This is a genomic window from Streptomyces melanogenes (assembly GCF_014649795.1).
Lineage (GTDB): Bacteria > Actinomycetota > Actinomycetes > Streptomycetales > Streptomycetaceae > Streptomyces > Streptomyces noboritoensis.
Genome location: NZ_BMTS01000010.1, coordinates 63,440 through 90,370, shown reverse-complemented (window position 1 = coordinate 90,370; position 26,931 = coordinate 63,440). Strand labels below are relative to the sequence as shown.

Annotated in this window: 19 protein-coding genes; 11 read left to right on the top strand and 8 right to left on the bottom strand. The window is 72.6% G+C overall.

Annotated elements, in window-relative coordinates; all coding sequences use genetic code 11:
* Window positions 1-3 precede the first annotated feature (3 nt).
* Complete coding sequence (locus IE252_RS22155; RefSeq protein WP_190091416.1) at window positions 4-1,170, bottom strand: serine hydrolase domain-containing protein; 1,167 nt, start codon at window positions 1,168-1,170, stop codon at window positions 4-6.
* A gap of 191 nt (window positions 1,171-1,361) precedes the next feature.
* Between IE252_RS22155 and IE252_RS22150 the strand changes: the two genes are divergently transcribed.
* Window positions 1,362-2,885 carry a beta-ketoacyl-[acyl-carrier-protein] synthase family protein gene (locus IE252_RS22150; RefSeq protein ID WP_229848711.1) on the top strand — a complete coding sequence of 508 codons (1,524 nt, stop codon included), beginning with the start codon at window positions 1,362-1,364 and terminating at the stop codon, window positions 2,883-2,885.
* Between the two features lie 15 nt (window positions 2,886-2,900).
* On the opposite strand, the gene IE252_RS22145 is transcribed toward IE252_RS22150, so the two are convergent.
* From IE252_RS22145 to IE252_RS22135, 3 genes are all read right to left on the bottom strand, one after another.
* A complete protein-coding gene (locus IE252_RS22145) occupies window positions 2,901-5,207 on the bottom strand; it encodes a glycosyl hydrolase family 18 protein (RefSeq protein WP_190091187.1) in 2,307 nt (768 codons plus the stop codon).
* A 121-nt stretch (window positions 5,208-5,328) separates the two neighbouring features.
* The gene (locus tag IE252_RS22140; RefSeq protein ID WP_190091186.1) at window positions 5,329-6,171 is read right to left on the bottom strand and encodes an alpha/beta fold hydrolase; all 843 of its coding nucleotides are present in this window, start codon (window positions 6,169-6,171) and stop codon (window positions 5,329-5,331) included.
* The gene (locus IE252_RS22135; RefSeq protein WP_190091185.1) at window positions 6,164-6,757 is read right to left on the bottom strand and encodes a TetR/AcrR family transcriptional regulator; all 594 of its coding nucleotides are present in this window, start codon (window positions 6,755-6,757) and stop codon (window positions 6,164-6,166) included. Before IE252_RS22135 ends, IE252_RS22140 begins: the two co-directional genes overlap by 8 nt.
* 157 nt (window positions 6,758-6,914) lie before the next feature.
* On the opposite strand from IE252_RS22135, the gene IE252_RS22130 reads away from it, so the two are divergent.
* From IE252_RS22130 to IE252_RS22120, 3 genes are read left to right on the top strand one after another with little or no spacing between them, the layout of a single operon-like run.
* On the top strand, window positions 6,915-7,271 hold the full coding sequence (locus tag IE252_RS22130) for a hypothetical protein (RefSeq protein ID WP_190091184.1): 357 nt from the start codon (window positions 6,915-6,917) through the stop codon (window positions 7,269-7,271).
* 34 nt (window positions 7,272-7,305) lie between these two features.
* Window positions 7,306-9,036, top strand: coding sequence for a sodium/solute symporter (locus IE252_RS22125; protein WP_190091183.1), 1,731 nt, complete (start codon window positions 7,306-7,308; stop codon window positions 9,034-9,036).
* Entirely contained in the window at window positions 9,033-10,253 is a 1,221-nt protein-coding gene (locus IE252_RS22120) for a sensor histidine kinase (RefSeq protein ID WP_190091182.1), read from the top strand. Before IE252_RS22125 ends, IE252_RS22120 begins: the two co-directional genes overlap by 4 nt.
* Here IE252_RS22120 and IE252_RS22115 read toward each other — a convergent pair.
* Window positions 10,234-10,767: a GNAT family N-acetyltransferase gene (locus tag IE252_RS22115; protein WP_190091181.1), complete on the bottom strand. Its 534-nt coding sequence runs from the start codon at window positions 10,765-10,767 to the stop codon at window positions 10,234-10,236. The two genes, IE252_RS22120 and IE252_RS22115, sit on opposite strands and share 20 nt — an antisense overlap.
* A 68-nt stretch (window positions 10,768-10,835) precedes the next feature.
* Here IE252_RS22115 and IE252_RS22110 point away from each other — a divergent pair, with 68 nt between their 5' ends.
* Window positions 10,836-11,786, top strand: a complete 951-nt coding sequence (locus tag IE252_RS22110) for an SDR family oxidoreductase (protein WP_190091180.1) — start codon at window positions 10,836-10,838, stop codon at window positions 11,784-11,786.
* Window positions 11,787-11,805: 19 nt separating this feature from the next.
* Here IE252_RS22110 and mgtA read toward each other — a convergent pair whose 3' ends face one another.
* A complete protein-coding gene (mgtA, locus tag IE252_RS22105) occupies window positions 11,806-14,544 on the bottom strand; it encodes a magnesium-translocating P-type ATPase (RefSeq protein WP_190091179.1) in 2,739 nt (912 codons plus the stop codon).
* A gap of 460 nt (window positions 14,545-15,004) precedes the next feature.
* Here mgtA and IE252_RS22100 point away from each other — a divergent pair, with 460 nt between their 5' ends.
* Complete coding sequence (locus IE252_RS22100; protein ID WP_190091178.1) at window positions 15,005-15,916, top strand: phosphatidylinositol-specific phospholipase C; 912 nt, start codon at window positions 15,005-15,007, stop codon at window positions 15,914-15,916.
* A gap of 140 nt (window positions 15,917-16,056) precedes the next feature.
* Complete coding sequence (locus tag IE252_RS22095; RefSeq protein WP_190091414.1) at window positions 16,057-18,102, top strand: SpoIIE family protein phosphatase; 2,046 nt, start codon at window positions 16,057-16,059, stop codon at window positions 18,100-18,102.
* 44 nt (window positions 18,103-18,146) lie between these two features.
* On the opposite strand, the gene IE252_RS22090 is transcribed toward IE252_RS22095, so the two are convergent.
* Window positions 18,147-19,748 (bottom strand): phosphodiester glycosidase family protein, encoded by a 1,602-nt coding sequence (locus IE252_RS22090; protein WP_190091177.1) that lies wholly within the window; start codon window positions 19,746-19,748, stop codon window positions 18,147-18,149.
* Between the two features lie 442 nt (window positions 19,749-20,190).
* Here IE252_RS22090 and IE252_RS22085 point away from each other — a divergent pair, with 442 nt between their 5' ends.
* Window positions 20,191-22,308, top strand: a complete 2,118-nt coding sequence (locus tag IE252_RS22085) for a SpoIIE family protein phosphatase (protein ID WP_190091176.1) — start codon at window positions 20,191-20,193, stop codon at window positions 22,306-22,308.
* Here the strand turns inward: IE252_RS22085 and IE252_RS22080 are convergent.
* Entirely contained in the window at window positions 22,295-23,308 is a 1,014-nt protein-coding gene (locus IE252_RS22080; RefSeq protein ID WP_190091413.1) for a LacI family DNA-binding transcriptional regulator, read from the bottom strand. The two genes, IE252_RS22085 and IE252_RS22080, sit on opposite strands and share 14 nt — an antisense overlap.
* A gap of 374 nt (window positions 23,309-23,682) precedes the next feature.
* On the opposite strand from IE252_RS22080, the gene IE252_RS22075 reads away from it, so the two are divergent.
* The 3 genes from IE252_RS22075 to IE252_RS22065 are packed head-to-tail and all read left to right on the top strand — an operon-like array spanning window position 23,683 to window position 26,859.
* The gene (locus tag IE252_RS22075) at window positions 23,683-24,969 is read left to right on the top strand and encodes an extracellular solute-binding protein (protein WP_190091175.1); all 1,287 of its coding nucleotides are present in this window, start codon (window positions 23,683-23,685) and stop codon (window positions 24,967-24,969) included.
* Between the two features lie 7 nt (window positions 24,970-24,976).
* Window positions 24,977-25,948: a carbohydrate ABC transporter permease gene (locus tag IE252_RS22070; protein ID WP_373298592.1), complete on the top strand. Its 972-nt coding sequence runs from the start codon at window positions 24,977-24,979 to the stop codon at window positions 25,946-25,948.
* 35 nt (window positions 25,949-25,983) lie between these two features.
* On the top strand, window positions 25,984-26,859 hold the full coding sequence (locus tag IE252_RS22065) for a carbohydrate ABC transporter permease (RefSeq protein ID WP_190091411.1): 876 nt from the start codon (window positions 25,984-25,986) through the stop codon (window positions 26,857-26,859).
* Window positions 26,860-26,931: the final 72 nt, after the last annotated feature.

The following is a 26,931-nucleotide window of genomic DNA, read 5'->3' as shown; positions in this document are numbered from 1 at the left end:
GGTTCACAGCGCGCTGTAGACGGCCTCGACCAGCGCCATCTTGCGCGGGTCGTCCACGATGTGGGAGCCCATGCGGTTCATGGTGTAACCGAGGGAGAGCCCCGCCTCCGGGTCGGCCAGACCGCAGGAGCCGCCGAAGCCGTCGTGGCCGAGCGCGCGCGGGTTGGGGCCGTAGGAGCGGTTGGGGCCGCTCAGCCACAGGCCGAGGCCGAGCTCGGTCTCGTGGACGAAGCCCGCGCCGATCGCCAGGTCGCGGCAGGAACCCTGGCCCTCGCGGACCCGCTCGGCGGCCTCCGGCGACAGGACGCGGCGGTCGCCGCAGCGGCCCCGCCGGGCGAAGATCCCGTACAGCGCGGCGATCGCGCGGGCGGTGCCGTGGCCGTTGGCCGCCGGTATCTCGGCGGCCCGCCACTCGGGGGTGTTGGCGTCGGCCGCTCCGGTGGGCGGGTTGGCGAGCGCGGCGACCGCCACCGGCTCCAACCGGGCGAAGAGCGCGGCTAGTTGACTGCTGTCGGCGACCGGCGGATGCACCAGCTCGGCGGCGCGGCCGGCCTCCTTGGCGTCGAGCCCGACGGTGAAGTCCAGGCCCAGCGGCCCGGTCACCTCCCGGTGCAGGAACTCGCCGGGCAGCACCCCGGTGACCCGCCGGACCACCTCGCCCACCAGATGGCCGAAGGTGAGCGCGTGGTACCCGGACCGGGTGTCCGGCTCCCACCACGGCTCCATCGCGGCAAGCCGTGCGGTGGTCGTCTCCCAGTCGTAGAGGTCGGCGAGGGTGTGCGGCTCGCGCAGCCCGGCGAGCCCGGCGCGGTGCGCGAGCAGATGGCGTACGAGGACGGACTCCTTGCCCCCGGCCGCGAACTCGGGCCAGTAGGCGGCGACCGGCGCGTCCAGGTCGAGCAGCCCGCGGTCGGCGAGCAGGTGCGCGCACAGGGCGGTCGGGCCCTTGGTCGTGGACCACACGTTGGCCACGGTGTCCCGCTCCCACGGGCGGGTCCGGGCGCCGTCGGCCCAGCCCGCCCACAGGTCGACGACGTTCACGCCGTCGACGAGGACGCTGACGGCGGCGCCCAGCTCGGCGCGGTCGCGGAAGTTCTCCTCGAAGGCGGTGCGGACGGCCTCGAAGCGGGCGTCGCAGTGGCCGTGGACCGGCGGTACGGGCTCAGTCATGGAGGACATGCCGGGACCGTACCGACTGGTCGGACAGCGGGGAAAAGGGCCGGGCGTCGGGGGCCGCGCCGGGCCCGCCGAGGTGCTGGTGCGGGCCGGCCCGGGCAAGATGTTTCCAGATCGCTTTATCGACTTCATGGGGCTGGTATGACGCCCTGGAGTCGTTCCCATGCGCGAACCGGGATGCCGTGATGAGCGAAGAGTCGGTCATGGGCGGGGAGTGCTGGCTCCTCACCACCGGAGAACTCGTACCGGGCGATGTCGTGGCGACCGGCGTGGACCGCTGGCACGTCGTGGTGCGCACCGCGCCCGTCAGCGAGGCCCGCACCCGGCTCGTCCTGCGCCCGGTGGGCGGCGGCCCCGACCAGGAGCGCCTCCTCGACCGGCGCGAGCGCCAGGTGGTGCGGGTCGGCCGGGTCGACCCCGCCGACGCGACCCAGCCCGAGGGGCCCGGCGGCGGCAGACGGCGGGTCGTGGTCACCGGCATCGGCGCGCTCACCCCGCTCGGCCCCGACGTCGCCGGGCTCTGGCAGGGGCTGCTGTCGGGGCGCTCGGCGGTGGGGCTGCTGGAGGGCGAGGAGTTCGACGGGCTGCCGGTGCGCCTCGCCGCGCGGGCCGCGGTGGACCCGGCGGACCTGCTGCCCAGGCCGGTGGCGCGGCGGATGAACCGGTCCGCGCAACTGGCCGTGCTCGCCGCGCGCGAAGCCTGGCAGGACGCCGGGCTCGACCTGGAGGGCGCCCGCGAGAGCGGGCTGCTGCCCACCCGGGCCGGGGTGTCGCTGGGGTCGATCATCGGCGGCGCGCCGGTGCTCGTCGAGGCCCAGCACCGGCTTGAGCAGCGGGGCCCGCGCGCGGTGTCGCCGCACACCGCGCCGATGCTGGTGCCGTCCTCGGCGGCCGCCCAGATCTCCATCGACCTCGGCATCCTGGGCGAGGCCGGCACGGTCGTGTCGGCCTGCGCCTCCGGCACCGAGGCCATCGGGCGGGCCGTGGACCGCGTCCGCGACGGGCACCTCGACCTGGTGGTGGCGGGCGGCACCGAAGCCGTGATCACCCCGGCGATCCTGGCCGCCTTCGCGGCGATGAGAGCTGTTTCCACCCGCAACGACGAACCGGCGTCCGCGTCGCGCCCGTTCGACAAGAAACGGGACGGATTCGTCCTCGGCGAGGGCGCGGGCGTGCTGGTCCTGGAGGCCGAGGAGCACGCCCGGGCCCGGGGCGCGCGCATCTACTGCGAGGCCGCCGGCTGGGGTCTGTCGGCCGACGCCTTCCACATGGCGGCCCCCGAACCGGGCGGCCGCGGCATCGAGGCGGCGCTGCGGGCGGCCCTCGCGGACGCGGACGCCACAGCGGCGGACGTGGTCCACGTCAACGCCCACGCCACCGCCACGGTCGAGGGCGACCGGGCCGAGGCGCGGGCGCTCGGCCGGGTCCTGGGCGCCCACACCCCGGACGTCCCGGTCACCGCCAACAAGGGCGCGCTCGGCCACCTCCAGGGCGGCGCGGGCGGCGTGGAGGCCATCGCCACCGTCCTGGCGCTGCGGGACGGGCTGATTCCGCCGACGGCCGGGTGCGACGACGTCGAGGACGGGATCGCCCTCGACGTCGTGCGCCGCAGCCCGCGCTCGCTGCCGCTGGACGGCGACATCGCGCTCAGCGACTCGTTCGGCTTCGGCGGCCACAACGCGGTGCTGGCCTTCCGGAGCATCGGCTGAGCCGCGCGGGACCGCTCAGCCGAGCCCTCCGGCCAGCGCGCTCATCAGCGTGCCCTGCGGTGTGTCGCCGGACATCTCCCAGACCATGGCGCCGAGCAGCCCCTTCGCCTTGAGGTAGGCCGTCTTCCGGCCGATCGACCAGGTGTCGTCGAAGGTCCACCACTGTCCGTCGGCCCCGGTGTAGCCGTACGTGGAGACGGACTGCTCGTCGTGGTACACGGTCAGCCCGGGTACCCCGCCGATCATGTTGCTGTAGCCGCGCACGCCCGCCTCCTCCGGGAACTGGCCGGGCGCGGCCCCCTTGGCCGCCTGCCACTCGCCGTGCGTCCCGCCGTCCGTGACGCTCTGCCAGCCGCGCCCGTAGAACGGGAAGCCGACGGTGAGCTTGCGCGGGTTGACCCCGGCGTTCAGATAGGCCGCCACGGCCCCGTCGACGCTGAAGTGGGTGGCGTACGGATCCTGGGCGTCGGTGTAGAGATTGGCCTGGTGGCCGGTGCGGTTCGGCTCCCAGGAGTTGTCGCTGCCGGCGCCGTGGAAGTCATACCCCTGCACATTGGCGAAGTCCAGCGACGAGAAGATCTTGCTCAGGTCCCAGCCCTGCTGGATCTTCGCCGGGTCGGCCGGGGTGAACGCTGTCAGCAGCCGGTGCGCGCCGCCGAGCGCGTCGAGCTGCTTGCGGAACTCGGCGAGCAGCAGGGTGAGGTTGGCCTTGTCGGCCGTGGAGTAGTGGTTGCCCGCGTGGCCGTCGGGCGAGCCGGGCCACTCCCAGTCCAGGTCGATGCCGTCGAAGACCCCGGCGCCGGTGCCCGGACCGCCCGCGCCGTTGTAGGCGGGGAGGTTGCCCTTGATCCACACGTCGACGCAGGACGCGACGAACTTCTTGCGCGAGGCGTCGGTGGCGGCGGCGTCCGTGAAGAACTTCGAGTACGTCCACCCGCCGAGCGAGACGACGACCTTCAGGTGGGGGTACTTGGCCTTGAGCTTCTTGATCTGGTTGAAGTTGCCCCGCAGTTTGGCGTAGCCGTCGTCGGCGACGCCGTCGACCGACTGGGCGGCGCTGAACGGCCGGGCGTAGTCGGCGTCCGCGTCGCCCGCGCCGGTGCCCTGGTCGGGGTCCTGCGGGTTGGCGCCGACGCCCTTGGTGACCCCGGCCAGACACGTCAGGTTGACCGGGTCGATGTTCTCGAAGGCGTAGTTGACGACGTCGAGCTTGGCGGCCGAGCCCGAGGTGTCCAGGTTCTTGACGAAGTACTGGCGGCCGTAGATGCCCCACTGGGCGAAGTAGCCGACCTTCAGGTACTTGCCGGTGCCCGCCTGGTCGTCGGTGGTGATGTCCAGGGCGTCGGAGGCGGGCGAGGAGTTGTCGGCCGCGTCCCGCGCCTTCACGGTGAACGTGTACTTGGTGGCCGGGGTCAGCCCGGCGACGGTCGCGGTGAGCGTGGTGGCGGGCAGCGTCTGGGAGAGCACCCCGTCCCGGTACACGTCGTACGCGGCCACGCCGACGTTGTCGCTCGACGCGTTCCAGGCCAGGCCCACGCTCGTCGACGTCCGGCCGGTGGAGCGCAGAGCGCCGGGAGCGGTGGGCGGGGTCGGGTCGGAGGCCGGGTCGGTGGTCGTCGCGGTGACCACCGCGCTCTGCGGCCCGGTGTTGCCCCGGGTGTCCCTGGCCCGCACGGCGAAGCCGTAGGAGGTGGCCGGGGTGAGCCCGGTGACCGTGGCCGAGGGGGTGGTCGCGGTGGCCACGACGGTGCTGCCGCTCAGCACGTCGTACGAGGCCACGGGGTAGTCGCCGGCCGTCGCCGCGGCCCAGGAGAGCGACACGCTGTGCGCGGTGACCGAGGTGACCTTGGGGGCGCCGGGCGCGGACGGCGGCACGTCCGGGGTGCCGTCGCACTTGTCGCCGTTGACCGTGCACCCGCCGGGCGCGCCGATCGGACCGCTCGCCACGAACCAGTAACTGTACGGCTCGGTCGTCGAGTTGGCCGGGACGGTCGCGTTGTAGTAGGCGTTCTTCACCGTCACATGGCGGCCGCTGACCGTGGCCTCGCCGTTGTAGTGGCCGCTGATGGAGACCCCGGCCGGGAGATCGAACTCCAGGGTCCAGCCGGTGACGGGGGAGGAGGTGGTGTTGCGGACGACGTACGTCCCCTTCCACCAGGAGCCGTTGTCCTGGCTGCTGAAGGAGGCGGTCAGACCGCCCGCCGCGTGGGCGGGGGTGGCGGCGAGGCCGGTGAGCAGGGCGACGGGGAGCAGCAGCGCGCCGAGCAGTGCGAGGAGTCTTCGGTGGGGCGAGGCGCCCCGTAAGGACGAGGGCGAGGACATGGTTCCTCCCTGCGGTGCCGTGGGGGATGGGACAGGGCGGATCGCTGCGCAACGTAGAAGGTCTGGACCAGACGGTCAACCGTCTGGTCCAGACCTTTTTTGCGCGCCCCGGTCTCCGCGACTAGACCGCGTCCTGTGCCATGGCCCCCGCCAGCGTCCGCCGCAGCACCTCGGCGAACCGGACCGGATGCGTGCTCAGGCCCACGTGGCCGCCCGGGAACTCGACCAGCGGGGTGGCGAACCGCTCGGCAAGGACCGCCGCCGGGCGGGCGAGCAGCAGCCCCCGCGAGGCGCGCCCACACGCCGGGACCAGCCGCCCGGAGTGCGCCGCCAGCGCGTCCCCGTCCGGCATGTGGCCGCTGAACTGGCGCAGTTCGCGCTCCAGGAACTGCGGCATGTTCTCCCGCATGCGCCGGAACCGCTCGGTGTCCGCCGGAGCGGCCCCGTCCCGCTCGTCGTCCGGATCGTCCGTGCCCTCCTGGCCCGCCGCCGCGCCGAGCGCGGCCATCGCCGCTTCGAGGCCGTCGCGGCCGAACGCCTCGACGACGCCCGCGAAGGCCGCCCGCCACCGGTCCGCGTCGGGCAGCAGCCCCAGCACCGGCGGCTCGTGGGCCACGACGAGCCGCAGCCGCTCCGGGTGCCGGGCCAGCAGGTCGAGCGCGATGATCGCGCCCGAGCTGCTGCCGAAGACGAAGGCGGGCTCGGTCGGCGACACCTCGGCGAGCAGCCGGTGCATGTCGTCGGCGTGCACCTCCACCCGCTGGTCCCGGCCCCGCTCACCGGCGGCGCTGCGGGACTTGCCGCGCGGGTCGACGGCGACCACGGTGAACCGGTCGGCCAGGTCCGCCCCCACCAGGTCGAAGGAGGCGGCGTCCCCGCCCCCGCCCGGGATCATCAGCAGCACCGGACCGGAGCCGCGCCGCTCGTAGTACAGGGTCGCGCCGGGTACGCGCAGTTCAGGCATGGTTCGCTTCCTCCGTGGGTGAGGCGGGCCAGTGTTCGAGGAGGACGTGCAGGGCCTCGACGGCCCGCCGCCACGAGGCCTCCACATCGCGTACGTGGTTGAAGCCGCCCTGGGCCTCGATGCTGATGTAGCCGTGGAAGGTGCTGCGCAGCAGCCGCACCGCATCGGTCAGGTCCGGCTCGGCCAGCCCGTAGCCGCGCAGCATCCCGTAGGTGATCTCCACGGTCCGCCGCATCGCGGGCGCGTCGGCGACGGCCGCCGGGTCGACCCGGATCTGGGTCGCCGCGTACCGCCCGGGGTGGGCAAGGGCGTACGCCCGGTACGCGTCGGCGAACGCCGTCAGGGCGTCCCGCCCCGACCGGCCCGCCACCGCGACCGCGATCTCGTCGATGAGCTCGCCGCCGGCCAGCAGCGCCACCCGGGTGCGCAGGTCCCGCACGTTCTTGACGTGCGAGTACAGGCTCGCGTCCTTCACGCCGAAGTGCCGTGCCAGGGCCGACAGCGTGACGTTGTCGAACCCGATCTCGTCCGCCAGCTCGGCGGCCGCCGCCGTGACCCGCTCCGCTGTGAGTCCCGCACGCGCCATGTGCCTCGTCCCTCCGTCCGTCACCGTTCCTAGGACTCTTAGGTTTTAACCTAGGGTACATAGGTGCGTGGGTGGGCGCCATCCATATCGCGGCCATGCTCCTGCCGCGTCATCACGACTACTCTCTGGCGACACAGAGTCTCTGGGGGAGGCAGCCGTGCCGCAGGATCCGACGGAACGCCGTGTCGTCGTCACCGGGGTGCCCCGGCGCACCCGCGGGCTCGGCGGCTACCGGCCCCGGACCGAGATCGACGAGCAGACCACCCTCGGCCACACCTATGTGCGCTCCCTGATGCGCAGCCAACTGCTCGCCGGGCTCACCGTGTTCGCCGTCCTCGTGCTGCTGGTCGGCCCGCTGCCGCTGGTGTTCGCGGTGCGGCCGCAGAACCCCGGGCTCGTCTGGGGCGTGCTCGGCTTCGGCGTCTACCCGCCGCTCGTGCTGCTCGCCCGGTGGTACGTGAAACGGGCCGAGCGCAACGAACGGGACTTCGCCCGCCTCGTCGAGGACCGCTGACCGCCCGCCCGGCGCCGCCGAGGAACGTGAGAACGTGAACCAGAACTACGCCGTACCGGCCGTGGCCCTCGTGGTCCTCGCCACGGTCCTCGTCGGCGCGCTCGGCCTGCGCATATCCCGGACCACCTCCGACTTCTACGTGGCCTCGCGCACGGTCGGCCCCCGGCTCAACGCGGCCGCGATCAGCGGCGAGTACCTCTCCGCCGCCTCCTTCCTCGGCATCGCAGGACTCGTCCTCGTCCAGGGCCCGGACATGCTCTGGTACCCGGTGGGCTACACCGCGGGCTACCTCGTCCTGCTGGTGTTCGTGGCGGCCCCGCTGCGCCGCTCCGGCGCGTACACCCTGCCCGACTTCGCCGAGGCCCGCCTCGAATCCCGATCCGTACGACGGCTCGCGGCCGCGCTGGTCGTCGGGGTCGGCTGGCTCTATCTGCTGCCGCAGCTCCAGGGCGCGGGCCTCACCCTCCACGTGCTCACCGGCGCGCCCCGCTGGTTCGGCGGCGTCCTGGTCGCGGTGGTCGTCGTCGCCACCGTCGCCGCGGGCGGCATGCGCAGCATCACCTTCGTCCAGGCCTTCCAGTACTGGCTCAAACTCACCGCCCTCCTCGTGCCCGCGCTCTTCCTGCTGCTCGCCTGGCACGGCGACGGCGCCCCGCGCGTCGCCTTCGACGAGCCCGCCGCCTTCCGCGAGCAGCGGACCGTACGCGTCGACGACACCCTCGACATCAAGCTCGCCGCCCCCCTCACGGTCACCGCCACCGGCACCGTCGACGGCACGCGCCACCACGCCCAGCGCCTCCTGCTGCCCGCCGGCACCCACCGCGTCGAGCGCGGCACCCGGCTCGTCTTCGCCCCCGGCGACCCGGTCCCCGGCGGCGACGCGGGCGGCTCGGGCATGTCCACCCCGCTCGCCCACGCCCGCCAGGAACGCCCGCTGTACGCCACGTACGGACTGATCGTCGCCACCTTCCTAGGCACCATGGGCCTGCCGCACGTGGTGGTCCGCTTCTACACCAGCCCGCACGGCGTCGCCGCCCGCCGCACCACGGTCGTCGTCCTCGGCCTGATCGGCGCCTTCTATCTGCTGCCGCCCGTCTACGGCGCCCTGGGCAGGCTGTACGCGCCCGAACTCGCCCTCACCGGACAGGCCGACGCGGCCGTGCTCGTCCTGCCGCACCTGGTGATCGGCGGGGTCGGCGGCAACCTGCTCGGCGCGCTGCTCGCCGGCGGCGCCTTCGCGGCGTTCCTGTCCACCGCGTCGGGGCTGACCCTGGCGGTCGCGGGCGTCCTCACCCAGGACGTGCTTCCGACCCGGGGGGTGCGGCACTTCCGCCTCGCCACCCTGCTCGCGGTCGTGGTGCCGCTGGCGGCCAGCGCCCTGGTCGGCGGGCTTCCGGTGGCCGACGCGGTGGGCCTGGCGTTCGCGGTCTCCGCGTCCTCGTTCTGCCCGCTCCTGGTGCTCGGCATCTGGTGGCGCGGGCTCACCCCGCCGGGCGCGGTCGCCGGGATGGTGGCGGGCGGCGGCTCGGCGCTGCTCGCGGTCACCGCCACCATGGCGGGCCTGCCCGGCGGCGGACCGCTGCACGCGCTGCTCGCCTGGCCCGCCCTGTGGTCGGTGCCGCTCGGCTTCCTGACGATGATCCTGGTGTCCCTGGCGACGGCGTCCCGGATCCCGGCGGGCACGGCCGCGATACTGGCCCGCTTCCACCTGCCGGAAGCGCTCTACGCGGGACAGCGCACCGCACCCCGTGAGGTCCAGCCGTGAACGGGTTCCTGGCCGGGATGTTCGCGGCGGCCCTGCCGCTGGTCGCGGCCGGGTTCTGGGCCGGGCGGCGCACCGCGCGCCCGCAGGGGCTCGGAGATCTGGGCACGCCCGTCGAGCACGCCACCTTCCAGACCCTGCACACCGCGTCCCTGGCCGCGCCCCCGCTGCGAGCCGGGCTCACCCCCGACACCGCGCGCCGCGCCGTCCGCGGGCTGCGCACCCTGCTCGGCACCGACGCGCTGTGCCTGACCGACGGGTCCTCGGTGCTGACCTGGGACGGGGCGGGGGAGCACCACAGCGCGGAGATCCTCCAGCGGCTCGGCCGGATCCGCGAGACCGGCCGCGGCGAGGCGTTCCGCATCCGCTGCGACGACGACGGCTGCGCCCTGCACTGGGCGGTGGTGGCCCCGCTCACCGTCGACGACCGGGTGCACGGCGCCCTGGTCGCCTGCGCGCCGCGCGAGTCGGCGGTCCTCGTCCGGGCGGCGGGCGAGGTGGCCCGCTGGGTCTCGGTCCAGCTGGAGCTCGCCGACCTCGACCGGTCCCGCACCCGGCTGATCGAGGCCGAGATCAAGGCGCTGCGGGCGCAGATCTCCCCGCACTTCGTCTTCAACTCGCTGGCCGTGATCGCCTCGTTCGTCCGGACCGACCCGGACCGGGCCCGCGAACTGCTCCTGGAGTTCGCCGACTTCACCCGCTACTCGTTCCGCAGCCACGGCGACTTCACCACCCTGGCCGACGAACTGCACGCCATCGACCAGTACCTGGCCCTGGTCCGCGCCCGGTTCGGGGAGCGGCTCTCGGTGACCCTCCAGATCGCCCCCGAAGTGCTGCCGGTGGCGCTGCCCTTCCTCTGCCTCCAGCCGCTCGTCGAGAACGCCGTCAAACACGGCCTGGAGGGCAAGACCGACACGAGCCACATCAGCATCACCGCGCAGGACGCCGGGTCCGAGGCGCTGGTCGTCATCGAGGACAACGGCGTCGGCATGGAGCCCGAGCGGCTGCGCCGCATCCTGGCGGGCGAGGCGGGACCGTCCGCCGGCATCGGTCTGTCCAACGTCGACGACCGGCTGCGCCAGGTGTACGGGGACGGCCACGGCCTGGTCATCGAGACGGCGGTGGGCGCCGGAATGAAGATCACGGTCCGGCTGCCCAAGTACCAGCCCGGCGTCCACTCGGCGCCGGGCCGGACCGGCCCTATCCCGCGTACTCGGTGAGGTCGATGGAGTGCACCGCCAGCTGGTGGCCGTACCGCGGGTCGGTGGTGACCTTCTCCGGGGCCATGCCCAGCTTGCGGATCACGTTCGCGGAGGCCTCGTCGCCCACCCGCGCGACGGCGAGGACCCGGTCGAGGCCGCGGTCCTGGAGGGCGAACTCCAGCGAGGCGTGCGCGGCCTCCGAGGCGTACCCCTGCCCCCAGAACTGCCGTCCCAGGCGCCAGCCGATGGCCACGGACGGCAGCAGCTCGGGCAGGTCCTCGGGCACGTAGAGCCCGGTGAACCCGGCCAGCTCGCCCGAGCCGAGGAGCTCGACGGCGAAGAGCCCGAAGCCCTCCTCGTCCCACTCCTCCTCCCAGCGCTCGATCTCGTCGGCCGTCTGCTCCAGATCGAGGACCGAGCCGTCCCCGGTCCAGCGCATGACGTCCGGGTCCGCGTTGATGTCGGCCAGGGCGGGCAGGTCGTCCTCGTCCCAGCGGCGCAGGAGCAGACGGGGGGTGTGGATCTCGGTCATGCGCCCATCCTGTCGAAATACGGGGCCGAAGGGGTAATCCGCGGCTTCGGCACGGGCAGACTCGGACCGTGGAAGCACCGGAGAGCGAACCGGCCGGGCGGGCGCTGCGCGGGCGCGTGGCCGTGGTGGCCGGGGCCACCCGGGGCGCCGGGCGCGGCATCGCCGCCGCCCTGGGCGAGGCGGGCGCGACCGTGGTGTGCACCGGCCGCAGCAGCCGTACGCATCCGCTCCCGTCCGACTACGACCGCGGCGAGACCGTCGAGGAGACCGCCGACCTGGTCACCCGGCTCGGCGGCACCGGCGTCCCGGCCGTCGTCGACCACCTCGACCCCGCGCGGGTGAAGGCGCTGGCCGAGCGGCTCGCCGACGAGTACGGCGCCGTCGACGTCCTGGTCAACGACATCTGGGGCGCCGAGCTCCTCAAGGGCGGCCCCGCCGACTGGAACACCCCGGTCTGGGAGCACGACCTCGACGACGGACTGCGCATCCTGCGGCTCGCCGTCGACACCCATCTGATCACCTCCCACCACCTGCTGCCGCTGCTCGTCGCCCGCCCCGGCGGTCTGCTGGTCGAGGTGACGGACGGCACGGCCGCCTACAACGCGGCGCACTACCGGATCTCCGTCTTCTACGACCTGGCCAAGGTCGCCGTGAACCGGCTGGCGTTCTCGCAGGGCCACGAGCTCGGGCCGCACGGAGGCGCCGCCGTCTCGCTCACGCCCGGCTGGCTGCGCTCGGAGATGATGCTCGACGCCTTCGGCGTCACCGAGGAGAACTGGCGCGAGGCGGCGGCCCCGCCGGACTTCGCGCTCTCGGAGTCGCCGCGGTTCGTGGGGCGCGCGGTCGCCGCCCTCGCGGCGGACGGCGACCGGGCCCGCTGGAACCAGAAGTCGGTGAGCTCCGGCGAGCTCGCCCGCGTCTACGGCTTCACCGACGTCGACGGCTCCCGCCCGGACATCTGGCGCTTCATGGAGGACCGCGAACGGGGACTGGACGCGGACCCCCATGAATACCGGTGACACCTTTTGGCGGGAAGGCTCACAGCCAGGTGTGGAACTTCCGGATGTACCACGTCTTCACCAGCTGCGTGAGCGCGCAGTACGCGAGCAACGTGCCGAAGAGGTACGGGAAGTAGGCCATCGGCAGGGCCGTGAAGCCCAGGCTCGCCGCCAGCGGCGAGAAGGGCAGGAACAGCCCGGTCGCCACCGCGAGGAGCGTCATCACCATCACCGGCCAGGAGGCGCGGGACTGGACGAACGGGATCCTGCGGGTGCGGATCATGTGGACGATCAGCGTCTGCGAGAGCAGCCCCTCGACGAACCAGCCGGACTGGAACAGCGCCTGGTGGGCCTCGCTGTTGGCGCCGAACACGTTCCACATCACCAGGAACGTGGTGATGTCGAAGACCGAGCTGATCGGCCCGATGGTCACCATGAACCGGCCGATGCCCTTGGCGTCCCAGTTGCGCGGCTTGCGCAGGTACTCCTCGTCCATCCGGTCCCACGGCGTGGCCAGCTGGGCGATGTCGTACACCAGGTTCTGGATGAGCAGGTGGATCGCCAGCATCGGCTGGAACGGGATGAAGGCGGAGGCGACCAGGACCGAGAAGACGTTGCCGAAGTTCGACGACGCCGTCATCTTGATGTACTTGATGGTGTTGCCGAAGGTGGTGCGACCCTGGACGACGCCCTGCTCCAGGACCGTGAGGTCCTTCTCCAGCAGGATGATGTCCGCCGACTCCTTGGCGATGTCGACGGCCGTGTCCACCGAGATGCCGACGTCGGCGTCGCGCAGCGCGGCGGCGTCGTTGATGCCGTCGCCCAGGAAGCCGACCGTGTGGCCGTCGGCCTGGAGCGCCCGGACGATCCGCGCCTTCTGGACCGGGTTGACCTTGGCGAACACCGTGGCCCGCGCGGCCACTTCGCGCAGCTGGGCGTCGTCGAGCAGGTCGATGGACGAGCCGGGCACGACCTCGCCCACGTCCAGGCCGACCTCGGCGCAGACCCGCGCCGCCACGAGCTCGTTGTCGCCGGTGACGACCTTGACCGCGATGCCCTTGTCGGCAAGTCCCCGCAGGGCCGCCGCCGCGTCCGCCTTCGGCGGGTCGAGGAAGGCCAGGTAGCCGATGAGGGTGAGCCCGGACTCGTCCGCCACCCCGTAGGCGGCGCGCGGCTCGGCGATCGTCCGGGTGGCGACGGCGAGCACCCGCAGCCCGCGCCGGTTGTTCTCCTCGGCGGTCCGCGCGACCCGCGCCCGAAGCGCCTCGGTGAGCTCCACCCGCTCGCCGTGGTCCCGCATGTGGGTGCAGAGCGCGAGGACCTCCTCGACCGCGCCCTTGGTGACCATGACGTGCTCGGGGCGCGCGTTGTCCCCGATCAGGCTGTCGGGGTCGAGGAAGGTGTTGCGGTTGAGGACCACGGACATCCGCCGCCGGGCGAAGTCGAAGGGGATCTCGTCGACCATCGTGAACCGGGCGTCGACGACGACCTCCTCGGCCTCGTTGACCCGGTCGACGACCGCCTGGTCCATCAGGTTCTTCAGACCGGTCTGGAAGTGCGCGTTGAGGTAGCCGTATTCGAGGACCTCGTTGTCGTCGTCGCCGTGCACGTCGAGGTAGCGGTCGAGGACGATGCGGTCCTCGGTGAGCGTGCCGGTCTTGTCCGTGCAGAGCACGTCCATCGCGCCCAGGTTCTGGATCGCGTTGAGCCGCTTGACCACGACCTTCCGCTTGGACATGGCGACCGCGCCGCGCGCCAGGTTGGCGGAGACGACCATCGGCAGCATCTCGGGGGTCAGCCCCACCGCCACGGCGATCGCGAACAGGAACGCCTCGTCCCAGTCGCCCTTGGTGAGGCCGTTGATGGCGAACACCACCGGGACCATCACCAGCATGAAGCGGATCAGCAGGAAGCTGACCTTGCGCACCCCGGTGTCGAAGTTGGTCTGCGGGCGCTCCCCGGCCAGCGACCCGGCCATGGAGCCGAAGTAGGTGTCCGCGCCGGTGGCGACGACCACGCCGGTGGCGGTGCCGGAGGTCACCGACGTACCCATCAGGCAGAGGTTGTCCGCGTCCACCGGGTCCGAAGTGGCGCTCTGCCCCTGGTCGTTGGTACGGGTGTCGGCCTTGGCGACCGGCAGCGACTCGCCGGACAGGGCGGCCTGAGAGACCATCAGGTCCTTGGCGGACAGGATCCGCAGGTCGGCCGGGATCAGATCGCCCGCCGCCAGCTTCACCAGGTCGCCCGGGACCACCTGGTCCATCGGCACCTCGACGGCGGTCGGCAGCGCGCTGCGGCCCGCCCTGCGCTGGACGGCGGTGGTCGTGGTCACCAGCTTCTTGAGGGCGTCGGCCGAGCGGCCCGAGCGGTACTCCTGCCAGAACCGCAGCAGCCCGCTGACCCCCACCATCACGGAGAGGATGAGGACGCCCGGGTCGGCCGGGTCCTGCCAGTACATGACGGCGGCCAGGAACACCAGGACGCCGATGAAGGGGTTGGCGTACGCCCGGGCCAGCTGGACCAGCCAGTTGGGGGTCTTCTCGTGGGCGACGGTGTTGGGGCCGAAGCGCTCCTGGCGGTCCAGGACCTCGGCCTGGCCGAGGCCCGAGCGGTCGGCGTCGAGGTCCCCCAGGACCAGGGAGGCGGGGCGGGCGCTGATCGAGACGAGCCGCTCGCCGACGGCCCGGGTGCGGGCCTCCAGCTCGGCGGCCTTCCGCTCGCGGCGGCCCGGCAGTCCCCGGCCCGGCGGAGCGATCTTCTCCGGGGTAAGCATGGTCATGACGAAATCTCCCTCCGGGCATGACGGCAGGGCACGGCCGTGCGGTCACGTGGAGTGGTCAGGAACGTGTGAGGACGTACGCCGAGGCGAAAGGGGCGTACGGAGAAATGAGCGCGGTGTGATGCGGCCGCGCGCCGCGGTGCGAGCCGGGGACGGGCGCCGGAGTGCGGCGGCGGTCAGCCGGAGACCGTCAGGAGGTCAGCCGGTCGGCAGCGTGCGGCAAGGACTTCGGTCGGGACTCATCCCGAACACCTCCTCTGCTCGCACGGGCATGGCAAGGACGCCGGATCCGCGTACCGCCGATCCTTATTTGCGTCTTCACGAAAGTAGCACGCTTTCCCGGGCGCCCGGGACTACCGGGCGGTAGTCCGTGCTGTGCGACGCCTGTTCTCCTGCGGCCCGCTGTGCTTCCATGCCACAGCGATGACCGGGGGCCGTTGAGCGTCAGGGGGAGCGTGTGATGGGACTGGACCGGCGGGGCTTTCTCAAGGGGGCGGCCGTGCTTCCGGCCGCCGGACTGCTCGCCTACGCGGGCGCCGCGCCCGCCCGGGCCCGCGCCCTGGGCACCGGCGACTGGATGGCGGGCCTCGCCGGCTCGACCCCGCTGCGGCAGCTGACGATCCCCGGCACGCACGACACCGGCGCCCGCTTCGGCGGCCTGTGGGTGAAGTGCCAGAACGCGGTCGTGGCCGCCCAGCTCAACGCCGGCATCCGCTTCCTGGACGTACGCTGCCGGGCCACCGGCGACGCCTTCGCCATCCACCACGCCGCCTTCTACCAGAACCTGATGTTCGGCGACGTACTGATCGCCTGCCGGGACTTCCTCGCCACCCACCCGGGCGAGACCGTGCTGATGCGCGTCAAGCAGGAGTACTCGACGGTGAGCGACGCGGAGTTCCGCCGGATCTTCGACCTCTACCTCGACCAGAAGGGCTGGCGGCCGCTGTTCCGCCTCGACGCCGCGCTGCCCACGCTGGGCGAGGCCCGGGGCAAGGTGGTGCTGCTCGCCGACAACGGCGGCCTGCCGGGCGTGCGCTACGGCGACCCGGCGCTCTTCGACATCCAGGACGACTACAACGCCGAGCCCTTCGGCAAGTACCCCAAGATCGAGGCCCAGTTCCGCAAGGCCGCCGACCAGCCGGGCAAGCTGTACATCAACTATGTGAGCACGGCGGCCGCGCTGCCGCCCGAGTGGAACGCGGCCCGGCTCAACCCGCAGGTGCGCGACTTCCTCAACGGTTCGGCGCCGGCGGGCCGGACCGGACTCGGCATCGTCCCCATGGACTTCCCCGACGCGACCTCGGGGCTGATCGACGCGGTACTGAGGCACAATCCGGCCCCCGCCGCCTTCCGGGCGCGGCCGAACGGGTGACTGTGGGTCGACCGCACCACGACGGGCCCCCTGGGCGCGACTCCGTGATGCGGAGGAAAAACCCCCGAAGTTAAGCTGACGCAGTGGCTGGACGCGACCGACGGGAGATCGGGCCGGGCGAGAGGCTGGCCCTCAACCGCATGGGCAGCTTCGACTGGGACCTGGACAACAACACCCTTGCGTTCGATGACGCGGGTCTCGCCGTCTTCGACCTCAGGCCCGACGAGTACGACGGGAACCCCGACTCGCTGGTCTCCCGCGTGCCCCCCGAAGAGGGCGTACGGGTCAACGCCGTGATCGACGAGGCCATGCAGACCGGCCGCTCCTCCTACGGCGCCTACTTCCAGCTGCGGCGGCGCAACGGACACCGCCAGTGGACCCATGTGCGCGGGCGGATCCTGCGGGACGACCGGGGCAGCGCCTACCGCGTCCTCGGGATCGTCCGCAACGCCACCACCGAGCTCAACGAGTTCACCTCGATCAGCCCCATGGAGGCGGGCCGACGGCGCATCACCAGCATCGTCCAGGGCACCACGGCCGCCCTCTCCAAGGCGGTGACCGTCGAGGACGTCGCCGCGGTCCTCACCGGCAGCGACGGCAGGGAGCGGTTCGGCGCCGACGGACTCGTCCTCGGTCTGGTCGAGGGCGGCGCGCTCAAGGTCATCGCGCTGGCCGGCGACTCGATGGAGGCGCTCGACGAGCTGAAGCTGCACCGCCTGGACGACTCGCTGCCGCTCGCCGAGGCCGTGCTCACCGGCCAGCCCCGGTTCGTCACCTCGCTCGGCGAGCTCGGCCACACCTTCCCCCGGCTCGCCCCGTACATCCAGCGCCTCGAAGTGGACGCGGCGGCCTTCCTGCCGCTGATCGCCCAGGCCCGCCCGGTCGGTGGGCTCGCGCTCTTCTTCCGGGGGCGCAGCGACTTCTCGGCCGAGGACCGCAACCTGTGCCTGGGCCTCGCGGGCATCGTCGCCCAGTCGCTCCAGCGGGCCATCCTCTTCGACCAGGAGCGCGAGTTCGCCACCGGCCTCCAGGCGTCGATGCTGCCCCGGCACGTGCCCGAGTTCACCGGCGCCGAGATCGCCGTGCGCTACCACGCCGCCTGGGGGGGCCGGGAGGTCGGCGGCGACTGGTACGACGTGATCGCGCTGCCCCGGGGGCGGGTCGGGGTGGTCGTCGGCGACGTCCAGGGCCACGACACCCACGCCGCCGCGATCATGGGCCAGCTGAGGATCGCGCTGCGCGCCTACGCGGGGGAGGGGCACCCGCCCGCGACCGTCCTCGCCCGCGCCTCGCGCTTCCTCGCCGAGCTCGACACCGAGCGCTTCGCGACCTGTACGTACGCCCAGGTGGACCTCTCCTCCGGCGGGGTACGGGCCGTCCGCGCGGGCCACTTGGGGCCGTTCATCCGGCACACCGACGGCCGGGTGGGCCGCCCCAACCTGCGCGGCGGACTCCCGCTCGGGCTCGCCACCGAGTTCGACGACGAGGAGTTCCCCGAGACCCGGCTCGACCTGGTGCCCGGCGAGACGATGGTGATGTGCACCGACGGGCTCGTGGAGGAGCCGGGATTGGACATCGCGGCCGGGATGGACGCCCTGGAGGGGGCCGTGCGGACCGGCCCCGAGGGCGCCGACGCACTCGCGGACCACCTCTCCGCCACCCTCTGGGAGCGCTGGGGCACCGGCGACGACGTGGCCCTGCTGGTGCTGCGCCGCGCCCCCGACCCGGGCACCCCGCAGGCCCCCCGCATCCACCAGTACATCCACCAGGCCGACCCCGAGGGCCTGGCGGAGTCCCGGGTGGCCCTGCGCCGGGCCCTGGAGGACTGGGGCTTCGCGGAGCTCGTCGACGACGTGGAGCTGGCCGCGGGCGAGCTCCTGGGCAATGTGCTGCTGCACACCGAGGGCGGCGCCGTCCTCACCCTGGAGGTGCTGCCCGAGCCGGTGCGGCGCGTACGGCTGTGGGTCAAGGACCGCTCCAGCGTCCGCCCGCGCCGCCGCACCCCCGGCGAGGCGGCCACCTCCGGGCGCGGTCTGATGCTCATCGAGGCGGTGTCGGCCCGCTGGGGCGTCGAGCCCAGGGGCGACGGCAAGGCGGTGTGGTGCGAGTTCGTGCCGGACGGCACCGAGGCGGACCTGTCGGCCGAGCGGCTCGTGGTCCCGCCGGAGGAGCCCCCGGAGGACTGACCGGCCGCTGACCGGTCAGTCCTTCGCCTACGTGACGTACGGCCTCAGGGCTTGATGACCCAGGCGTCGCCCAGCGAGCGCTCGCCGGAGGAGTCCGACGGGCGGTTGATGACGCCGTCGGCCGCGGTGGCCATCACGCTGGAGCCGCCGCCGTCGAGGTTGAGCGCCTCCTCGGCGCCGAGCTGCTTCATCAGCGCGGCGGTCCAGGCGATGCTCAGCCCTTCGCTGTAGCCCGCCTGCCGGCCGTCGACGACGGCCAGCATCAGCCGGCCCTGCTTGTCCACGCCCATCATCGAGCGCGGATTGGACCGGTTGGTCCAGTCGTACGTGAACGACTGGTCGGCGCCGAACCGGATGATGCCGTCCGCCAGCGCGTTCACCGACACCTTGCCGTGGCGCACCAGCGTCGGGCCGACCTGCATGATCGTGGTGTCCCTGGTGAGCGGCACCGGGCGGCCGTAGCTGTCGCTGACGCGGGTGCGGATGCCGAGCTGGTCGCCCACGTGCACATGGCCGAGTAGCCAGTCGGCGCTGTCCCCGATGGCCTGGATGGTGGATCCGCCGGCCGGGACGGCGGCCCCGCGCGAGGAGTTCACCGCGACCACCCGGTCGTCGGCGTCGAGGACGGCCTCGGCGCCCGCGCCCTTGGGCGCGGTGCCCCACTCGGGGGTGAACCGCACCAGCTCGCTGGGGTCGGTGCACTCGAAGTCGTGCTGCGGCCTCTCGGTCGGGGTGTCGCCGCCGACTCCACCGCAGTTCCAGACGTCGCCGGGGAAGCGGTTGACGCCGTCGATCTCCTCGATGGCGCCGCCCGGCGTCTGCAGCGAGATGTGCGCCTTGAGGGCGTCCACGCGGACGTTCCGCCCGCCCTTGGTCATGATGATCGCGCCCCGGCCCTGGGTCGCCGAGGCGAGCACCTTGCCGTCCTTGACGTAGAACCCGCCGGGGGCGTCGTTGTAGAACCACTGGCCGTTGATGCCCGCGATCGCGCCCGCGCGGGCGATGAGGTCGGTCGCCGGCTCGGTGCCGTGCAGGGTGGGCCCGAACTCGGTGTCCACCTTGCCCTGGAACTGCCGGAAGTCGACTCTGATGACGTTGACCTTCTCCGGGGCGCGGAAGTCGGTGCCGTCCTGCGCGGTGTAGCGCGTGTCCCCGGTGAACCCGGCGGCCTTCACCCTGGCCAGCTCCGCGGTCGCGTCGGGCCGCTCGGCGAAGCCGCCCAGCCGGACCGTCCAGCCCAGCGTGCCCGCCTCCAGGTCGGCGTACGCGGGCGAGCGGACCTCTTCGACCCGCGGCGCGAAACCCTTCTCGCGCAGGGCCTGGGCGACCTGGTCCGCCGTCTCCTTGGGGCCCAGCTCGGTGGTGGCCTTGCTGAGCCGCCCGCCGGGCTCCGCGGGCAGGTACACGTGCACGGTCCAGAAGTCGTCCGCGTTCTTCTTGCCGAAGGTGTACGTGGTGAGGGTGACGCCGGGGCTCAGGGTCCGGGTCACCGGGGGCGCGGTGGACGTCAGGGGAGGCTGGAACGGCTTGGCGTCGAGGGCGGGGCGGAGGGCGCCGTGGGGGGCGGCCTCGGCAGTCGGCATGGCGACCGCGGCGGTCAGGGCGACGGCGGCTGACAGCGCGGCGGCGAGGGTGGTTCGGCGCATGAGGCTTCCTTCATGGGTGGGAAGGTGCGTCGAAAATTAGATGGTGTGGACATGACTTGCGCTGATACGTCACACGCTGCCCACGTGAAGTGACTCTCACTGATGAGTGAACGAGGCAGCAGGCCAGAAGTAGTTGGCCCGGCCGAAGCCCAACTGCCCTTCACATAAGGGCCGCTGTGCCCTCCACCGGGGCATTTGCCACATTCGGACCCCCCCCTTCCGATCAGATGATCCGTCAGTTATTTCGTCCGATTTATAACGGAGGCGAACGGATCTTCCGCGCGAATCGCCGTCGCCCCGGCGGCGCTGTCCCCCGGTCGGCTCCCCCCCCGCGCGCCACCGCCCCGCCGCCGGGCCCGCTCGCCGTGCGGGGACGGCCGCGAGCGGGCAGCCTGGATCTTCCAGAGGTGTCCGCGCGCGGCCGTGGAGGAGGTGGTCCGCCGTGCCCGACCGGGATGCGCCCGGGCCCCGGCCCGACCGCGCGCCCCCGCACCAGGCGGTGCTCTCCCGGGTGCTGACCGGGCTCCTCGACGACGTCCAGGCGCACTCCGGTGCCGTCTATGTGCTCGATCCCGCAGAGAATGTCCTGGTCATGACCGCGATCGCGGGCCTGCCCAGGGTCTTCGCCGCGCCCTGGGAGCGGGTCGGGCTCGCCGCCCCCATCCCGGTCGCCGACGCGACCCGTGAGCGGCGGCTGGTCTGGGTCGGCGGCGAGGAGGAGATGGCGGGCCGCTACCCCCGGATCGCGGTCGTGCTGCCCTACCCCTTCGCCCTGGCCGCGCTCCCCGTGGCCACCGCCGACACCGTCTACGGGGCCATCTACGCGACCTGGCCCGGCTCGCACCCCGCCGACCTCTCCCGCCACGAGCGCGAGCGGCTCACCGCCGCCTGCGACCGGCTCGCCGAGTACATGGAGTGGGCCGCGGGCCAGGGCAGACCGGTGCTGCCGGAGCCCGGGGTGCGCCCGGTGGAGCCGCCGGGGGAGGTCCGCGCCGCCGAGGCCGCCCGGATGGCCGCGCGCCTGCCGTACGGCCTGTGCGCGCTCGACCTCGACGGGCGGGTCGAATACGCCAACCAGGCGTCGGCCGACCTCCTCGGCGTCCCGGTCGAGCGGCTGCTCGGCACCCCGCCCTGGGTGACCCTGCCGTGGCTGAACGACCCGATGTACGAGGACCGCTACCGGGCGGCCCTGCTCAGCCAGCAGATCACCTCGTTCGTGGCGCTGCGCCCGCCCGGCGACTGGCTCTCCTTCCGGCTCTACCCCAGCACCACCGGTCTCAGCGTGCGCATCACCCGCGCCCGCGCCACGCCCCGGGGAGGCAAGCCGCAGCGCGACGCGGGGGAGGGGCCCGGACGCCTGGTGACCATCTCGCACGTCCTGAGCCTGGCCAGCGCCCTGACCGAGGCTGTGGGCGTCCGGGACGTGATCGATCTGGTCGCCGACGAGATCATGCCCGCCGTGGGCAGCCGGACCCTGGCCATGCTCGGCTCCTCCGGCGGGCGCCTGCACGTCCTGGGGCAGCGCGGCTATGAGGACCCCTCGGTGGTGGACCGGTTCGACGGGATGCCGCTGACCGCCCAGACGCCGGGCGTGCGCGCCCTGCTCACCGGCGTACCGGGGTTCTACGAGTCGCGCGGGCAGCTGGAGCGCCTCTATCCGATCCGGTACGCCACCCCCGACGGCATGGCCGCCTGGGCCTATCTGCCGCTGGTCGCCTCCGGCCGGGCCGTGGGCACCTGGGTGCTGGGCTACGCCGAGGAGCACACCTTCACCGCCGAGGAGCGCGCGGTGCTGACCAGCGTCGGCGGCCTCATCGCGCAGGCCCTGGAGCGGGCGCGGCTCTACGACGCCAAGCACCGGCTCGCCCACGGCCTCCAGGAGGCCCTGCTGCCGCACACCCTGCCGGACCTGCCCGGGCTGGAAGTGGCCGCGCGCTATCTGCCGGGCACCCAGGGCATGGACATCGGCGGCGACTTCTACGACCTGCTGCCCGTCGGCACCGCGGCCGCCGCCGTGATCGGGGACGTCCAGGGCCACAACGTGACCGCGGCGGGCCTGATGGGCCAGGTCCGCACCGCCGTACGCGCCTACACCGCCGTCGGCCAGACCCCCGGCCGGGTCATGGAGTCCACCAACCGGCTGCTCGTCGACCTCGCCACCGAGCGCTTCGCCAGCTGCATCTACCTGCACCTGGACACCGCGCGCGGACGCGCCCTGCTGGCCCGCGCCGGACATCCCCAGCCGCTGCTCAGGGACCCGGACGGCCGAGTGCGCACGCTGGATCTGGCCGGCGGCCCGCTGCTCGGCATCGACGCGGACGCCGTCTACCCGACCACGGAGGTGCCGCTGCCGCCCGGCTCGGTCCTCGCGCTGTACACCGACGGCCTCATCGAGATCGCGGGCGTCGACCTCGACGAGTCGGTGGCCGCCGTCGCCGACCGGCTCGCGGACGTGGGCGGGCGCCCCCTGGAGGAGGTCGCCGACAGCCTCGTACGCCACGTCCAGGAGACCCAGGGACGCAGCGACGACGTGGCGCTGCTGCTGCTCAGGCCCGAGTGAGCGGCGGCGCGGCGGTGCTCTCGCGCTCGATCAGCCGGGGCAGCGGCATCGGGACCGACCGGGCGGCGCCGCCGTCCAGCAGCGCGGTCAGCTCCCGCGCGGCGAGCCGCCCGAACGCGATCGTGTCCCGGGACAGCGCGGTCAGCCACGGGTGGACCATCCGGCACAGCACCGAGTCCTCCCACGACACGATCGAGACGTCCCCCGGCACCGAGAGCCCGAGCCCCGCCACCACGGCCGCTCCCGCCGCCGCCATCACGTCGTTGTCGTAGACCAGCGCGGTCGGCGCCGCCGCCCCGCCCAGCACCCGGCGGGTCACCGCCGCGCCCTCGGTGTCCGAGTAGTCCGTGGTCACCGAGCGCACCCCGGTCAGACCGCGCCGGTCGGCCTCGGCGCGCAGGGAGCGGATGCGGCGGTCGGTGTGGGCCAGCGAGTCGAGGCCCGCGATGTGCACGACCCTGCGGTGCCCCAGCTCGTACAGCCTGCCGACGACCGCCGCCATCGCCCCGGCGTCGTCGGCGCGCACCTGCGACAGGTTCGGGTGCGTGTCCGGCAGGCCGCCGATGACGACCCCCGGCAGCCCGAGCTCGTCGAGCAGCTCCGGGCGCGGGTCGTCGGTGCGCGGGTCCACCACCAGGACGCCGTCCACCCGGTGCTCGGCCCACCACCGCCGGTAGACCGCGCACTCGGCCCGCACGTCCTCCACCACCTGGAAGAGCAGGCCGAGTTGACGCTCCGCCAGGACCTCCTGGATGCCGGAGATCAGCTGGAGGAAGAACGAGTCGACCCCGAGGGTCGCCGCCGGGCGCGCCACCACCAGGCCGACCGTGGCCGCGCCCTCGCCGGAGAGCGCCCGGGCCGCCGTGCTCGGCCGCCAGCCCAGCTGCTCGGCGACCCGGCGGACCCGGTCCCGGGTCACCTCGGAGACGCCGGGGCGGTCGTTGAGCGCGAACGACACCGCGCTCTCCGACACCCCGGCCCGCTGGGCGATGTCCTTCATCGTCGGGCGGCGCGCCACCGTGCGCCGGGCCGCCTGCGTGTCCTTGCCGGACGGCGGGCTGTCCGTCACCCGTGCCCCTTTCCCGCTGGATCCGACCGGTCTGCGGCCGGTGAATGCCTCAGCGTATTAATGCGCTTGAGCACCATGACTCTAAAGCGCATTAGTGGATCGCTGCAACTACCCCGATGCACACCGGTGACCTGCATATACGTCATCCAACTGGGGCCGCCTATTGACTTTTTGAAGATTCGCACCGCAAAGTCTGCCGATGTGAGCGTCCGGTACCGCGCCTTTCCGGGGGACAGTCCCCGGCCCCTCTGCGAGGCCGGTCGCCGCCGTCCGCACGTCTGGTCCGAGCAAAGGAGCCGTACACCGTGCGCATCTCCCGCAGGGCATTCGCCGCTGCCGCCGTCCTCGCCACCGTCCTGCCGCTGAGCGCCTGCTCCAGCGACTCCGACTCGGGTTCGTCCGACGCGTCGGGCAAGGTCGAAGGGAAGATCACCTTCCAGACCTGGAACCTCCAGGCGAACTTCAAGGACTACTTCAACGGCGTGATCGCGGACTTCCAGAAGAAGTACCCCGGCACCGAGGTGAAGTGGGTCGACCGGCCCGCCGAGGGCTACGCCGACAAGATCAGCGCCGACGCCGCCGGCGGCACCCTGCCCGACGTCGTCAACGTCTCGCCGGACCTGGTGGCCCCGCTGGCGAAGGCGGGTCTCGCGCTCGACCTGGACAAGGCGGCGGCCGACTACCGCAAGGAGTACCTGCCCGGCGCCTGGCAGAGCCACCAGATACCCGGCATGCAGGGCACGTACGCCTTCCCCTGGTACCTCAACACCGGCCCGCTGTTCTACAACAAGCGGCTGTTCGGCGACGCCGGGCTGGACGCGGCCAAGCCGCCGAAGACGTACGACGAGGTCTTCGCCGACGGCCTGGCGATGGCCCGCAAGAGCAACGGGAAGATCGCGACCTTCGCCAACGTGCCCACCATCGAGGACTTCGGGCGCTACGGCGTGGAGTCGATGAACAAGAGCGGCGACGGCTTCGCGTTCAACGACGCCAAGGGGGTCGAACTCCTCACCAAGTACAAGGAGTTGTACGACGCCAAGGCGCTCGACCCGCAGGCGCTGACCGCCACCCCCGAGTCGGCGGGCCACAAGTTCCTCACCGAGTCGGTGTCCATGAACCCCGGCAGCGCCCTCGACCTCGCCAACTTCAAGAAGCAGGCCCCGACGCTCTACAAGAACATCGGGATCACCGACCAGATCACCAGCACCGGCAAGGCGAACATGTACGTCATGGGCGTCATGGTGAACAGCAAGACCAAGCAGAAGCCCGCGGCCGTCGCCTTCGCGCACTTCGTGACCGACGCGACCCGCCAGATGGAGTTCGCCAAGAAGGTCGCCATCTTCCCCAGCACCGCGGGCTCGCTCGACGACCCGTACTTCACCAAGGAGGACGGCACCGACGAGACCCGGGTGCGGATCGCCGCCGCCAAGTCCCTGAAGACGGCGGTCAACTACACGCCGGTGCTGTTCAGCGAGCAGATGAAGACCGCGCTGCGCAACGAGGTGGCCAAGGCGCTCCAGGGCAAGCAGAGCCCCAAGGAAGCGCTTGACAACGCTGTCAAGGCCTGTGACCAGCTGCTGAAGCAGAGCTGAGCCGTTCGTGAACAGCCCCACCGCCGCCCCGGCGGACCCGTCCGGCCCCCTCGCCGCCGCCCCGGCGGCCCGGAGCACCCGCTCCGGGCCGCACCGGGCCGGCCGCCGCATCCGGCGCCAACTGCCGTCCAGCCCCTGGCTGTTCGCGGCGCCCGGACTGCTCGTCGTCGGCGTGTTCAGCCTGTACCCGTTCGTCAGCACCGTGGTGAACTCCTTCACCGACCGTCGCACCCTGGTGCCCGGCCACTACGTGGGCCTCGCCAACTTCCGCGAGCTGTGGCACGACGACATGTTCTGGACCGGACTGCGCAACAGCACGCTGTACGTCCTCGGCGTGGTCCCGGCCCTGGTGGTCCTGCCGCTGCTGCTCGCCCTGCTCGTCCAGCGGCACATCCCCGGCATCGCCTTCTTCCGGGCCGCGTTCTACACCCCGGTCGTGGCCTCCATCGTCGTGGTCGGCCTCATCTGGGTGTGGATGCTCGACGACCGGGGGCTGATCAACTCGGTCCTGGAGGCGGTGGGCGTCGGCAAGGTCGGCTTCCTCAGCGACCAGTGGCTGCTCCTGTGCAGCGCGATGGCGGTCACGGTCTGGAAGGGCCTCGGCTACTACATGATCATTTACTTGGCGGCGCTGGCCAACGTGCCGCGCGAACTCCACGAGGCGGCTGCGGTGGACGGGGCCGGGGCGGTCCGCCGCTTCTTCACCGTCACCGTGCCCGCCCTGCGCTCCACCATGGTCCTGGTCGCCGCGCTCTCCTCGGTCTCGGCCTTCAAGGTCTTCTCCGAGGTCTATCTGATGGCGGGCCCCAGCGGCGGCCCGGCGGGCGAGGACACCACCTTGGTGATGCTCGTCCAGCGCGTCGGCACCGGTCTGACCGGCCGGGTCGGCTACGCCTCGGCGATCTCCGTGGTCGTCTTCGTCGTCACCGTCGCGCTGATGCTGCTCGTGCTGCGGGCGGACCGGAGGGAGGACGCGTGAGCACCGAGACCGACACCGCGAAGGGTACGGATCCGGTGACCGCCGTGCGCCGCCGTCGGGCGGGCGTCACCGACAAGGAAGGGCGACGCGTCCCCCTCTGGCAGCTCGTGCTGCGGTACGCGCTGCTTCTGGTGGTCCTGGCGCTCACCGTCGGCCCGTTCCTCTGGCAGCTCTCCACCTCGCTGAAGGGGCCGCACGAGGACATCTTCAGCTCCCCGCCGAAGTTCCTGCCCGGGCAGCCCACCCTCGACAACTACGCGCGCGTGGCCGACACCATCCCGGTCTGGGACTACGCCCTGAACTCGCTGAAGGTCGCCGCCGCCAACGTCGTCACCAACTGCGTCGGCGCCTCGCTCGCCGGATACGCACTGGCCCGGATGCGCTTCCGGGGCCGCCGTGCGGCCACCCTCGCGTTCATCCTCGCCATGCTGGTCCCCGTCGAGGGCATCATCATCGCCCAGTTCACCACCATGCGGGACCTCGGCCTCAACAACACCCTGATCGCGGTCCTGCTGCCCGGCTCCATCGGCGCGATGAACGTCCTGCTGATGCGCAACGCCTTCCTCAACCTCCCGTACGAGGTGGAGGAGGCGGCGTACGTCGATGGCGCCAACGCCTGGCAGCGGTATCTGCGGATCGCGCTGCCCGCGGTCAAGGGCACCCTCGCCGTGGTCGCCATCTTCGCCTTCATGGGCGCCTGGGACGACTTCCTGTGGCCGCTGATCGTCCTCAGCGACCCGGACCGCTTCACCCTCACCATCGGCCTGAACTACCTGCACGGCACCTTCGCCAACGACGAACGGCTCGTCGCGGCGGGCACGGTCATCGCCGTCGCCCCGCTCATCGTGCTCTTCGCCTGCCTGCAGCGTTACTTCTTCCGCGGCGTCGGCGAGGGAGCCGTCAAGGGCTGAGCCCCGCGGCCCCGCTCCTCCGCCCCGCCGTACGCCCACAGAACGGACCCGCATGCCTTCAGAACAGGCCCG